Origin of the sequence: Pseudomonas sp. B2M1-30, from assembly GCF_025447575.1 — a bacterium.
Taxonomy (GTDB): domain Bacteria; phylum Pseudomonadota; class Gammaproteobacteria; order Pseudomonadales; family Pseudomonadaceae; genus Aquipseudomonas; species Aquipseudomonas botevensis.
Genome location: NZ_JAOEJT010000015.1, coordinates 139,718 through 152,323 on the forward strand (window position 1 = coordinate 139,718; position 12,606 = coordinate 152,323).

General features: G+C 61.5%; 9 protein-coding genes. 6 read left to right on the top strand and 3 right to left on the bottom strand.

From position 1 onward, the window contains the following. Positions 1 to 306: 306 nt before the first annotated feature. The 6 genes from N8H74_RS24650 to cobA all read left to right on the top strand — a co-directional run bounded on the left by N8H74_RS24650 (position 307) and on the right by cobA (position 9,866). Complete coding sequence (locus N8H74_RS24650) at positions 307 to 1,518, top strand: nitrate/nitrite transporter (protein WP_262151007.1); 1,212 nt, start codon at positions 307 to 309, stop codon at positions 1,516 to 1,518. Between the two features lie 7 nt (positions 1,519 to 1,525). Beyond that, complete coding sequence (locus N8H74_RS24655) at positions 1,526 to 3,196, top strand: bifunctional protein-serine/threonine kinase/phosphatase (protein WP_262151009.1); 1,671 nt, start codon at positions 1,526 to 1,528, stop codon at positions 3,194 to 3,196. Positions 3,197 to 3,610: 414 nt separating this feature from the next. Beyond that, positions 3,611 to 6,064, top strand: coding sequence for a nitrite reductase large subunit NirB (gene nirB / locus N8H74_RS24660; protein WP_217834009.1), 2,454 nt, complete (start codon positions 3,611 to 3,613; stop codon positions 6,062 to 6,064). After that, positions 6,061 to 6,378, top strand: a complete 318-nt coding sequence (nirD, locus tag N8H74_RS24665; protein WP_262151011.1) for a nitrite reductase small subunit NirD — start codon at positions 6,061 to 6,063, stop codon at positions 6,376 to 6,378. The genes nirB and nirD overlap by 4 nt, the downstream gene beginning before the upstream one ends. Further along, a complete protein-coding gene (locus tag N8H74_RS24670; RefSeq protein WP_262151012.1) occupies positions 6,378 to 9,089 on the top strand; it encodes a nitrate reductase in 2,712 nt (903 codons plus the stop codon). Before nirD ends, N8H74_RS24670 begins: the two co-directional genes overlap by 1 nt. 12 nt (positions 9,090 to 9,101) lie before the next feature. Continuing rightward, on the top strand, positions 9,102 to 9,866 hold the full coding sequence (gene cobA / locus N8H74_RS24675) for a uroporphyrinogen-III C-methyltransferase (protein WP_217834006.1): 765 nt from the start codon (positions 9,102 to 9,104) through the stop codon (positions 9,864 to 9,866). Positions 9,867 to 9,942: 76 nt separating this feature from the next. Here the strand turns inward: cobA and N8H74_RS24680 are convergent, their stop codons facing one another. The 3 genes from N8H74_RS24680 to N8H74_RS24690 all read right to left on the bottom strand — a co-directional run bounded on the left by N8H74_RS24680 (position 9,943) and on the right by N8H74_RS24690 (position 12,605). Next, positions 9,943 to 10,992 (bottom strand): OmpA family protein, encoded by a 1,050-nt coding sequence (locus N8H74_RS24680; protein ID WP_217834005.1) that lies wholly within the window; start codon positions 10,990 to 10,992, stop codon positions 9,943 to 9,945. Between the two features lie 107 nt (positions 10,993 to 11,099). Next, positions 11,100 to 11,690, bottom strand: a complete 591-nt coding sequence (gene sigX / locus N8H74_RS24685) for an RNA polymerase sigma factor SigX (RefSeq protein WP_011333251.1) — start codon at positions 11,688 to 11,690, stop codon at positions 11,100 to 11,102. Positions 11,691 to 11,780: 90 nt separating this feature from the next. Further along, positions 11,781 to 12,605, bottom strand: coding sequence for a mechanosensitive ion channel domain-containing protein (locus tag N8H74_RS24690; protein WP_065259736.1), 825 nt, complete (start codon positions 12,603 to 12,605; stop codon positions 11,781 to 11,783). Between the last annotated feature and the right edge of the window lies 1 nt (position 12,606).

The window sequence follows — 12,606 nt, forward strand, 5'->3', positions numbered from 1 at the left end:
CCGCTTGAAAAGCCCCTCACCATGGCCCTTTCCCAAAGGGAGAGGGCCATGGTGAGGGGCTTTTGATTTTGACTTGGCACAGATCTCGCTAAGCAATCGGCACAGGTAACCAACGGCGGTTGCCCCACCTACGACAAAGACGTCGCTCACTTGCCTCGCCCCCAACCGGCGATCCAGGTAGCGGCGTTTTTTGCGTTTTGGCCCCACAGCCTGGGGCCGGTGGTGCAGCCGTATGGCGCTCCACCTGCTGGCATGACTCCTTCTCGAGAGACCTTCGTCTCGAGCTACTCACAGCTGAGGTGCGCGATGAATTCAAGCTTCTGGAAATCCGGCCATACCCCGACCCTGTTCGCGGCCTTCCTGTATTTCGACCTGAGCTTCATGGTCTGGTATCTGCTCGGCCCACTGGCGGTGCAGATCGCCGCCGACCTGCACCTGACCACCCAGCAGCGCGGCCTCGTGGTCGCCACGCCGATTCTGGCCGGCGCCGTGCTGCGCTTCGCCATGGGCATGCTGGCGGATCGGCTGTCACCGAAAACCGCCGGGCTGATCGGCCAGGTGATCGTCATCTGTGCGTTGTTCGGTGCCTGGAAACTCGGTATCCACAGCTATGAACAAGCCTTGCTGCTGGGGCTGTTCCTGGGCATGGCCGGCGCTTCGTTCGCCGTGGCCCTGCCGCTGGCCTCGCAATGGTATCCACCCGAGCATCAAGGCAAGGCCATGGGCATTGCCGGCGCGGGCAACTCGGGCACGGTATTCGCCGCATTGATCGCTCCGGTGCTGGCCGCCTCGTTCGGCTGGAGCAACGTGTTCGGCTTCGCCCTGATCCCGCTGATCCTGACCCTGGTGCTGTTTGCCTGGCTGGCGAAGAACGCACCGGAACGACCGAAAGCCAAAGCCATGGCCGACTACTTCAAGGCCCTCGGCGACCGCGACAGCTGGTGGTTCATGTTTTTCTACAGCGTCACCTTCGGCGGCTTCATCGGCCTGGCGAGCGCCCTGCCCGGTTACTTCAACGACCAATACGGCCTGAGTCCGGTGACCGCCGGTTACTACACCGCTGCCTGCGTGTTCGGCGGCAGTCTGATGCGCCCGCTGGGCGGTGCGCTGGCCGACCGTTTCGGCGGCATCCGCACGTTGCTGGCGATGTACACCGTGGCCGCGACCTGCATTGCGGTGGTCGGTTTCAACTTGCCGAATTCCTACGCGGCACTGGCACTGTTCGTCTGCACCATGCTCGGTCTGGGTGCCGGCAATGGCGCGGTGTTCCAACTGGTGCCGCAGCGTTTTCGCCGCGAGATCGGGGTGATGACCGGGTTGATCGGCATGGCCGGCGGCATCGGCGGTTTTGCCCTCGCAGCGGGCATGGGCGCAATCAAACAGAGCACCGGCAGCTATCAACTGGCGCTGTGGTTGTTCGCCAGCCTGGGCGTGCTGGCGTGGTTCGGCTTGCACGGGGTCAAGCGTCGCTGGAGAACCACCTGGGGTTCGGCGGCCGTGACCGCTGCACGGGTCTGAGGCATCAATGGCTCTGCAACTGAGTTTTGCCGAAGCCAGCGCCACCGGTCCGCGCGCGGAGAACCAGGACGCCCTGCGCCTGGTGACCCCGGCACCGGATCTGGCGGCGAGCAAGGGTTTTCTGTTCGCCATTGCCGACGGGGTCAGCCAGTGCGCCGATGGCGGTCTGGCCGCGCGTTCGACCTTGCAGGCACTGGCGCTGGACTACTACGCCACACCGCAAACCTGGAGCGTGGCCCAAGCGCTGGATCGCTTGCTGCTCGCGCAGAACCGTTGGCTGCAGGCCAACGGTGGCGGCCAGCCGCTGCTGACCACGGTCAGCGCGCTGGTTCTGCGCGGGCGGCGCTTCACCCTCGCCCATGTCGGCGATTGCCGGGTCTATCGCTGGCACGCCGACGGCTTGCAGCGGCTCACCGAAGACCACGTCTGGGAGCAGCCGGGCATGCAGCATGTGCTCAAACGGGCACTGGGTCTGGATCAGCATCTGGTGCTGGATTTTCTCGACGGTGAACTGCGCGAAGGCGAGTGTTTCGTGCTGCTCAGCGACGGCATCTGGGCGACGCTGGGCGATACTGCGATCGCGGCGATTCTGCGTGATCAACCTGACCTGCACAGCGCGGCGCAAACCCTGGTGGCCGCCGCGCATCTGGCCGGCAGTCAGGACAATGCCAGCGCCCTGCTGGTGCGAGTGGACGGCGTTGGCGAGGCGAACATCGGCGATGCCTTGATCCACTTGCAGCAATGGCCCCTGCCGCCTGCCTTGAAGGCGGGCCAAGCCTTCGAAGGCTGGCAGGTGCAAGGCATCGTCGGCCAGAGCCAGCAATCGCTGCTGTACCGGGTGCTCGACGCACAGGGTCAAGCCTGGCTGCTGAAGACTCTGCCCACGCGCCTCGCCGATGCGCCCGAGGCCGGCCAGGCCCTGTTGGCGGAGGAATGGTTTCTCAAGCGCGTGGCCGGTCGGCACTTTCCTGAAGTCCATGCCGTCACTCAGCGTCAGCATTTGTACTACGTGATGCGCGAATATTCCGGGATGACCCTCGCGCAACTGTTCGAGCAGAACGGCCCGCTACCACTGGCGCAGTGGCGCGACCTGGCCGAGCGTCTGCTGCGTGCGGTGGGCCTGCTGCATCGGCGGCAGATTCTGCATCGCGACATCAAACCGGAAAACCTACACCTGGGTGATGACGGCGAATTGCGCCTGCTGGATTTCGGTCTGGCGTTCTGCCCCGGTTTATCGGAGGACGCGCCTTCCGAACTGCCCGGAACCCCGAGCTACATTGCCCCGGAAGCGTTCAGGGGTGACCTGCCCAGCACGCAACAGGACCTGTATGCCGTAGGTGTGAGCCTGTATTTTCTGCTGACCGGGCACTTTCCCCATGGCGAGATCGAAGCCTTTCAACGCCCGCGTTTCGGCACCCCGGTCAATGCCGGTCGCTACCGACCGGATCTGCCGGAATGGCTGGCGCAAAGTCTGGAACGCGGTGTCGAGACGGATCCCCGGCAGCGTTATGAAACCGCCGAAGAATGGTTGCTGGCCCTGGAACAAGGTGAGCGGCGCAACCTGACCGTGCGCCCACGTCCGCTGCTCGAACGTGAACCGCTGAAAGTCTGGCGGGGCTTGGCGCTGGCGGCATTGCTGGGGAATCTGGTGCTGCTGTTTCTGTTGTTCCATGGCTGAGCCCGTGGTGCGCCCTTCGCGGGCAAGTCCACAGGGATTACGCCGAATTCGTGGGAGCGGGCTTGCCCACGAAGGCGTCCTTCCAGTCTCCACAAAACCACCAGCCCGACGCTCCACGAACGAGCAACACGCTTCGATTCGGTGCAAGAAACCCTCCCTCCTGAACATCAACCCCACAAAACCCCAATAAATCCGGGCACTTCACCCAGTTGGCACAACCGCTGCATTACCCCTCTCAACATACATAAAGCCCGACCTTCAACGACGAAGGCCAGGCTTCCCGAGAGAACGGGACCAGGACAAAGGCGTCCTCGCTAGGCAACTAGCGGGACGCCTTTTTTTGTTTGCGCAAAATTTCTCGAGCAAGGCCTGACTGCCCACAAGAGGCAAGCCGCAAGCTCCCCGGAGAACCTGATGAAAAAACTCAAACTGGTGATGATCGGCAATGGCATGGCCGGGGTCCGGACCCTGGAAGAACTGCTCAAGCTGAGTAACGAGCTGTACGACATCACGGTCTTCGGCGCCGAACCGCATACCAACTACAACCGCATCCTGCTGTCGCCGGTGCTGGCCGGTGAACAGACGTTCGAAGAGATCGTCCTCAACGACCTGGACTGGTATCTGGAAAACAACATCAAGCTGCTGCTCAACCGCAAGGTGGTGCAGATCGACCGAGTCAAGCGTCGGGTGATCGCCGAGGACGGCACAGAGGCCGAATACGATCGCCTGCTGATCGCCACCGGCTCGACCCCGTTCATCCTGCCCATCCCCGGCAACACCTTGCAGGGCGTGATCGGCTATCGCGACATCGCCGACACCCAGGCGATGATCGACACCGCCAAGACCCACAAGCACGCCGTGGTGATCGGCGGCGGCCTGCTCGGCCTCGAAGCCGCCAACGGCCTGATGCTGCGCGGCATGCACGTCACCGTGGTGCACCTCGGTGAATGGCTGCTGGAGCGGCAACTGGACAAGACCAGCGGCCAACTGCTGCAAAGCGCCCTCGAATCCCGTGGCCTGCACTTCCGCCTGTGCGAACAGACCCAGGCCCTGCACGACGCCGGCAATGGCCGGGTCGGCTCGGTGCAATTCAAGAACGGCGACATCATCCCCGCCGATCTGGTGGTCATGGCCGCCGGCATCCGCCCCAACACCGAACTCGCGGAAAAGGCCGGTATCCCGTGCAATCGCGGGATTCTGGTCAACGACACCCTGCAAACCTACGACCCGCGCATCTATGCCATCGGTGAGTGCGCCAGCCATCGCGGCATCGCCTATGGTCTGGTCGCGCCATTGTTCGAACAGGCCAAGGTCTGCGCCAACCACCTCGCCCAACTGGGTTTCGCTCGTTATCAAGGCTCGGTGACCTCGACCAAACTGAAAGTCACCGGTATCGATCTGTTTTCCGCCGGCGACTTCATGGGTGGCGAAGGCACCGAGACCATCACCCTCTCCGACCCGATCGGCGGGGTGTATAAAAAACTGGTGATCAAGGATGACGTGCTGGTCGGCGCCTGTCTGTACGGCGATACAGCGGATGGCGGTTGGTATTTCCGGCAGATCCGTGAGAATCACGCCATCAGCGAGATCCGCGATCACCTGATGTTCGGCGAAAACGCCCTCGGCGACGTAGGACATCAGGGCCAGGACAAAGCCATGAGCATGGCCGACAACGCCGAAGTCTGCGGCTGCAACGGCGTGTGCAAGGGCACCATCGTCAAGGCGATTCAGGAGCACGGCCTGTTCAGCGTCGACGAAGTGAAAAAACACACCAAGGCCGCCAGCTCCTGCGGCTCGTGCTCGGGCCTGGTGGAACAGATCCTGATCAACACCGTCGGCGGTGCGGCGGACGTCAAACCGAAAAGCGAAAAAGCCATCTGCGGTTGCAGCGACCTCAACCACGGGCAGATTCGCCAGGCCATTCGCGAACAGCATCTGCTGACCATTGCCGGCACCATCAGCTACCTCAACTGGCGCACTCCGAACGGCTGCGCGACTTGCCGCCCGGCCCTCAACTATTACCTGATTTCCACCTGGCCCGGCGAAGCCAAGGACGATCCGCAATCGCGCCTGATCAACGAACGCGCCCACGCCAACATTCAGAAAGACGGCACCTACTCCGTCGTGCCCCGGATGTGGGGCGGCGTGACCAATCCGTCCGAGCTGCGCCGGATCGCCGACGTCGCCGACAAATACCAGGTGCCGATGGTCAAGGTCACCGGCGGCCAGCGTATCGACCTGCTGGGGATCAAGAAGCAGGATCTGCCGGGGGTCTGGAAGGATCTCGACATGCCGTCTGGCCACGCCTACGGCAAATCCATCCGCACCGTGAAAACCTGCGTCGGCAGCGAGTTCTGCCGCTTCGGCACGCAAAACTCGACACAGCTGGGTATCGACCTCGAACACGACCTGTTCAACATGTGGTCGCCGCACAAAGTGAAACTGGCGGTCTCCGGATGCCCGCGCAACTGCTCGGAAGCGGGGATCAAGGACGTCGGCATCATCGGCGTCGACTCCGGCTGGGAGATGTACATCGGCGGCAACGGCGGGATCAAGACCGAAGTCGCCGAGTTCTTCGTCAAGCTCAAGACCGCCGAAGAAGTACGCGAATACAACGGCGCTTTCCTGCAGCTGTACCGCGAAGAAGCCTTCTATCTCGAACGCACCGTGCACTACATGCAGCGGGTCGGCATGGAACACATCAAGAAAGCCGTGCTGGAAGATCCGGTGCGTCGCAAGGCGTTGAACGAACGCCTGCAATTCTCCCTGTCGTTCGAGCAGGACCCGTGGAAAGAGCGCCTGGCACAGCCGCAACTGAAGAAAGAATTCGACGTGATCCCCGTGAAAAACCTGGAGGTGCCGGCATGAACTGGCTGGATATCTGTGCCCTAGAAGAGATCAACGCCCTCGGTTCGCGGATCATTGCCGGGCCGAAAGGCGACATCGCGATTTTTCGTACAAGCGACGATGAGGTTTTCGCTCTCGATGATCGCTGCCCGCACAAGGGCGGCCCACTGTCACAGGGGCTGATCTACGGCAAACGCGTGGCCTGCCCGCTGCACAACTGGCAGATCGACCTGCAATCCGGCGAAGCCCAGGCGCCGGATGTGGGGTGCGCCCACCATCACGCAGCCAAGGTCGAAAATGGCCGGGTGCTGCTGGCCCTGCGGGACGCCGTCTGATGAACCGCCAGACGACCGCCTCGACCTGCTGCTACTGCGGGGTCGGCTGCGGCGTACTGATCGAGCATGACGGCGAGCGCATCCTTGGCGTCAGCGGCGATCCGGCGCATCCGGCCAACTTCGGCAAACTGTGCAGCAAAGGCTCGACGCTGCACTTGACCGGCGACCTGACGGCGCGCGCCTTGTACCCGGAATTGCGTCTGGGCAAGGCGCTCGCGCGCAGCCGCACCGACTGGGACAGCGCTCTGGAACATGCCGCCCATGTGTTCGCCGAAACCATCGCCGAACATGGCCCGGACAGCGTGGCGTTCTACATCTCGGGGCAGTTGCTCACCGAGGACTACTACGCCTTCAACAAACTGGCGCGGGCGCTGGTCGGCACCAACAACATCGACAGCAATTCCCGCCTGTGCATGTCCTCGGCGGTGGTCGGCTACAAGCGCAGCCTCGGCGCCGACTCGCCACCGTGCAGCTATGAAGATCTGGAACTGAGCGATTGCGTGATGATCGTCGGCAGTAACATGGCCTACGCCCACCCGGTGCTGTTTCGTCGGCTGGAAGAGGCCAAATCCCGCCGCCCACAGATGAAAGTCATCGTCATCGACCCACGACGCACCGACACCTGCGACCTGGCGGATCTGCATCTGGCAATCCTGCCGGGCACCGACGTCGCCTTGTTCCATGGGATTTTGCATCTGCTGCTGTGGGAAGACTGGATCGACCGCGACTTCATCAAGGCCCACACCGAAGGCCTCGCCGAACTGAAAAACCTGGTGCGCGATTACACCCCGCAAATGGTTTCGCAGCTGTGCGGCATCAGCCTCGAGCAATTGCAGGAGTGCGCAGAGTGGATCGGCACCTCCCCCAGTTTCCTGTCGCTGTGGTGCATGGGCCTCAACCAGTCCACCGCCGGCAGCGCCAAGAACAGCGCATTGATCAATCTGCACCTGGCCACCGGGCAAATCGGCCGGCCCGGCGCAGGACCTTTCTCCCTGACCGGTCAGCCGAATGCCATGGGCGGGCGGGAAACCGGCAGCCTCTCCAACCTCCTGCCCGGCCACCGTGAAGCCGCCAACCCCGAGCACCGCGCCGAAGTGGCCGCATACTGGGGCGTGGAGCAACTGCCGGAAAACCCCGGCCTGAGCGCCATCGAACTGTTTGAACAGGTGCGCAGCGGCAAGATCAAGGCGCTGTGGATTGCCTGCACCAACCCGGCGCAATCGATGCCGGACCAGAACGCGGTACGCACAGCACTCGAAGCTTGCCCGTTCGTGGTGTTGCAGGAAGCCTTTCGCACCACCGAAACCGCCGCGTTCGCCGACCTGCTGCTGCCGGCGGCGAGCTGGGGCGAGAAAGAAGGTTCGGTCACCAACTCCGAGCGGCGGATTTCCCACGTTCGCCGGGCCATTCCCGCACCGGGCGAGGCGCGACCGGACTGGGCGATCACGGTGGATTTCGCACAACGCCTGGAGAAACGTCTGCGGCCCCGCGCCCCCAGCCTGTTTGCCTTCGAGCAGCCGGCGCAACTGTTCGACGAGTACAAGGTTTTGACCCGAGGACGTGATCTGGATCTGTCCGGGATCAGCCACGCCTTGATCGACCGGATCGGCCCGCAGCAATGGCCCTTCCCCGCCGAGGCCAGCGAAGGCACGGCGCGTCTGTACGGCGACGGGGTTTTCCCTACGCCCAGCGGTCGCGCGCAATTTGTCGCCGATCCTTACCGCGCCGCCAAGGAGCAACGGGATGCACGCTTCCCGCTGACCCTGATCACCGGGCGCCTGCGCGATCAGTGGCACGGCATGAGCCGCACCGGCACTGCCGCGCAGTTGTTTGGCCATGTTGGCGAAGCCGTGTTGAGCCTGCACCCGGATGAATTGCGGCGGCATCGCTTGCAGCCGGGGGATCTGGTCAATCTGAAAAGCCGCCGGGGTGCGGTGATCGTCGCGGTCGGCAGCGATGACAGCGTGCGTCCGGGCCAGGCCTTTCTGCCGATGCACTGGGGGGATCGTTTTCTCAAGGGCGGCGTGAATAACCTCACCCAGCCCGCTTTCGATCCGCTGTCGAAACAACCGGAACTCAAGCACAGCGGTGTGCGCCTGGAACGGGTGGATTTGCCGTGGCAACTGTTCGCACTGATCGAGGGTGATGTTCAACGGCATTTCGAGACCCTACGACCGCTCTGCGAGGCATTTTCCTACGTAAGTTTCAGCCTTGTCGGACGTGAACGTCCGGCGTTGCTGATACGCGCGGCCAGCGCCGTGGCGCCGGACCCGCAATTGCTTAAGGAAATCGACCAATGCCTGGCGCTGATCGACGGCCCGGTACTCGCCTATGACGACCCGCGTCGGGCCATCGGCAAGCGCGTACGTATCGAAAACGGCGGGATCACTGCGATTCGCCTGGCTGGCGAAACCCTCGCCCAGCATTGGCTGCAAGGCCTGTGGCTGGAGGGCCGCGCAGACGAACAACTGCGGCGCTGGCTGTTGGCGCCAATGAGCGCACCACCGGGGAATGTCGGGGTGCAGGCTGTGGATAAAACCCTGTGCAACTGCAAGAACGTCAGCCAGAGCGCGGTCTGCGCCGGCATCAGCCAGGGCCTGGACCTGCAAGGGTTGAAACAGAAATTGGGCTGTGGAACGCAATGCGGCTCCTGCGTTCCGGAAATCAAGCGCCTGCTGGCCGCCAATGCGCAGCCGGCCGCCATCATCTGAAGAGGAAACACCATGAACGCAAAAGTCTGGCTGGTGGGCGCAGGTCCTGGCGATCCGGAACTGCTGACGCTCAAGGCCGTGCGCGCCCTGCGTGAGGCGGATGTGGTGTTGATCGATGATCTGGTCAACGTCGCGGTGCTGGAACACTGTCCGACCGCGCGGATCATTCCGGTCGGCAAACGCGGCGGCTGCCGCTCCACGCCTCAGGCCTTCATCCACCGGTTGATGCTGCGTTATGTCCGTCAGGGCAAATGCGTGGTGCGACTCAAGGGCGGCGATCCGTGCATCTTCGGCCGGGGTGGCGAAGAAGCGCAATGGCTGCGCCAATACGGGGTCGAGGTGGAACTGGTCAATGGCATCACCGCCGGCCTGGCGGGCGCGACGCGGTGCGATATCCCGTTGACGCTGCGAGGTGTGGCGCGCGGGGTGACGCTGGTCACCGCGCATACCCAGGACGACAGCCAATTGAACTGGCAGGCGCTGGCGCAAGGCGGGACGACGCTGGTGGTGTACATGGGCGTGGCCAAGCTCGGCGAGATTCGCGATCAACTGTTGGCCGGAGGGATGGCGGTGAATACGCCGGTGGCGATGATCGAAAACGCTTCATTGCCGCAACAGCGCGAATGCCGGAGCGATCTGCTGGGCATGGAAGACGAGGCCCACAGATTCCAGCTCAAAAGCCCGGCCATCCTGGTGATCGGCGCGGTGGCTGCGGCTGAGGCTCAAGCCGTTCTTGAGCGTGAATTGCCCGCGATGGCCGCCGGACAGTCCGCGTAAAAACTCGCTGTTTCCCTGAATCGCAGGCAAAGAAAAGCCCGGCCTGAGCCGGGCTTTTCTCAAAGCGGCGAGCTAATTACTTAGCTTGAGCTTCAACCTGCGCTTCTACGCGACGGTTAACAGCGCGACCAGCTTCGGTTTTGTTGTCAGCCACTGGGCGGGATTCGCCGTAGCCAACCGAACCAACGCGGGACGATTCAACACCGTACTGGTTAACCAGAACTTGTTTAACGGCGTTTGCACGACGCTCGGACAGTTTCTGGTTGTAAGCGTCAGGACCGACGTTGTCAGTGTGACCTTCAACAGTGGTGCGAGTCGATGGGTACTGCTTCATGAAGTCAGCCAGGTTTTTGATATCACCGTAGCTGTTTGGCTTGACGACCGACTTGTCGAAGTCGAATTTCACGTCCAGCTCAACACGTACAACTTCAGCAACTGCTGGGCAGCCATCAGCGTCAACGGTTACGTTGGCTGGGGTGTCCGGGCACTTGTCAACGTTGTCGCAAACGCCATCGTTGTCGCTGTCGGAGCAGACTTCAGCTGGTGCTGGAACTGGAGCAGCAGCAGGCTTGTTGCCGCCACCGAAGTTCACGCCCAGACCGATAACTGGAGCGTAGTTCCAGCGACCGTTGTCCAGTTTGTAGTCAGCGTCTACACCAGCACGGGCGTAGAAGTTTTCAGCGAAGTAGTACTTAACGCCAGCGCCAGCGTTCAGGTAGGTCGACTGGTCGCGACCGGTGTGGCCGTCAGCGGCTACGTTGGTCAGGCTGCCGTGCTTCACACCACCAGCGATGTAAGGACGCAGAGCGTCGCCAGCGTTGTTGAAGTGGTACTGAGCGATCAGACCGAAGTTGTCGCCGTCCAGCTTCTGGCTACCAGTACCGTCGTTCGAACGGGTGTGGTTGTTCTTGTCGTAGGTGAAGTTCAAGGACACGTCATCGGTCAAGAAGTAACCGATCGAGGCGCCTGGGTTGAAGCCGTCTTCGACATGGTTAACGCTGTCGTTGTACTGCTTCTTGTAGAACAGTTCGCCTTCAACTGCGCCTTGGCCCTGTGCCAGAGCGCCGAACGAAGTGGCGGCAATCAAAGAACCAATGGCCAAGCCCAAGGTGTTTTTCAGTTTCATCCGTTAAATCCCCATCTGGTGATTGTGAAGCAGTCCCGCAAACCGGGGGACAACTCGGCGGCAAGTCTATCAGAACTTGCCTACACGTAAGAGATATTTGCGCCGAACTAAGTTTCAGCAATGCCTGCAAATTTCTCACGCAATTTATCTAGAGCACGTTTGTACCGCATTTTTGTCGCACTCAAACCCATGTGCATGATGTCTGCGATCTCCTGAAACTCCAGCTCTGCGACAAAACGTAGCACCAGAATTTCACGGTCAATCGGGTTCACATACACCAGCCAGCGATCAAGTCCGCCCTTCTCCTCGGGTTTCGGCGCCTTTTCTTCGGACGCTTCCTCGAGGGGGTCAAGACTCAATGCGTCCATCAAGCGACGCTTTCGCCGTTCTTTCCGATACTGCGTGATGCATTCGTTGTAAGTGATGCTGTACAGCCACGTTTTGAACTTCGATTTCCCCTCGAAGTTCTTCAGGCCGTACAGCACCTTCAGCATCACTTCCTGACAGACATCGTCTGCGTCGCGATCGTTCCCAAGATATCGTGCACAAACGTTAAATAATGTTCGCTGGTAACGCCGCATCAGTTCTTCATAGGCGCGCGTCACGTGAAAAAGCTCGGTATGCGAGCGCGCGACCAACTCCTCATCGGAGAGCTCGCGGGGGTCGTAGCGCGTGGATAGCGTTTGGGCTTTATTCAAAACAAGTCGTGCCGACAGTCAGGTCAATGTCCACCGCAGCCAGCACCTGCTGGCATTTTGCGGCGGCATACATTAGCAGGGTTTGCCGGGTTAGCGGCTACTCACATGCTGTTCCAGCAGGATCCGATTGGAGAGTGAGACTAGCTCACCCTCATCGGTCAGCAATGTGGTCTTCACCGTGCCGATCTCCTCGATCTGCCCTTCGACCTCGCCAACACGCACTTGTTGCCCAACCTGATACAACTCACGCACATAGATTCCCGCAAGAATCTGACCGGCAATTTCCCGGCTTCCCAAACCCATGGCCAGCGCGACGGCCAGACCAACGGTAATCAATACGATGACGATCACATGGTTCAGCAGGTCGGTCTTGACTTCGAGCTGACTGATCGCGACCGAGATGCTGATGATGATCACCAGCCCCTGGGCAATGCGCCCCAATCCCGAAGCGTAGTCCAGACCGACGCCTTCTGCCGCGCCGCGCACCAGACCGTTCGCCAGTTGCGCCAGCAATACACCTACCAGCAGCACCAGCGCAGCGCCGAAAACTTTCGGCACATACAGCGCCAGCATGTCCAGCGTAGCTGAAACTCGCTCAAGGCCAAGGGATTCTGCTGCAGAAACCAGGAAAATCAGCAGAACGAACCAATAGACGATTTTGCCGATCAAGGTCGAAATCGGCACTTGCAACCCGGCGCGGGACATCAGTTTGGTCAGGCCGGTGCCGCCCATCAGGCGATCGAGGCCGAGTTTGGCGAGCAGTTTGGACAGCAAGGTGTCCAGCAGCTTGGCCACGACAAAACCCAACAACAGCACGACCAGCGCACCGAACAGGTTGGGAATGAAATTAGCGACTTTGGTCCACAACGCAGTCATTGCAGTGACGAGGCTCTGAGTCCAGAGATCAAGTTCCATA